This is a genomic window from Rhodococcus sp. IC4_135, assembly GCF_011602025.1.
GTDB classification, from domain to species: domain Bacteria; phylum Actinomycetota; class Actinomycetes; order Mycobacteriales; family Mycobacteriaceae; genus Rhodococcus_F; species Rhodococcus_F baikonurensis.
Genome location: NZ_JAAOLG010000126.1, coordinates 1 through 563, shown reverse-complemented (window position 1 = coordinate 563; position 563 = coordinate 1). Strand labels below are relative to the sequence as shown.

Sequence of the window (563 nt, the reverse complement as noted above, 5' to 3'; positions counted from 1 at the left end):
TTCGCCGTGGAGTCTGTGGTTGAGCGTGGGTTGGTGTTGGGGGGTGTGAACGTTACGGATCGTTGGGTTGAGGATGTGACGTTGGCGGATCTGGTGGCGGCTTCGGTTGAGGTGTCGTCGGGTCGTGTTGCTGTGGTGTTCGGTGATGTGGTGTTGACGTATGCCGAGTTCGGTGTGCGGGTGAATCGGTTGGCGCGGTGGTTGATCGGGCGTGGTGTGGGGCCGGATGTTCTGGTGGGTCTTGCGGTGGAGCGTTCGGTGGAGATGATCGTGGCGATGCATGCGGTTGTTGCTGCGGGTGGTGCGTATGTGCCGATTGATCCGGAGTTGCCGGTGGAGCGGATCGGGTTTGTGGTCGAGTCGGCTGCGCCGCAGCTTGTGTTGACTGTGTCTGCGTTTGTGGGTGTGTTGCCTGTGGGTGTGGATGTTGTTGTTCTGGACGGTCTTGATGTGGGTGGGTTGTCGGGTGGTCCGGTGTCTGATGGTGATCGGGTTGCGCCGTTGCGGTCGGGTAATGCGGCGTATGTGATGTTCACGTCGGGGTCGACGGGTCGGCCGAAGGG

General features: G+C 61.1%; 1 protein-coding gene. It reads left to right on the top strand.

Going from position 1 to position 563, the window contains the following annotated elements:
• Positions 1–45: 45 nt before the first annotated feature.
• Positions 46–563: AMP-binding protein (locus tag G8767_RS35290; protein ID WP_346843075.1), on the top strand; the 518-nt coding region annotated here is incomplete at its 3' end.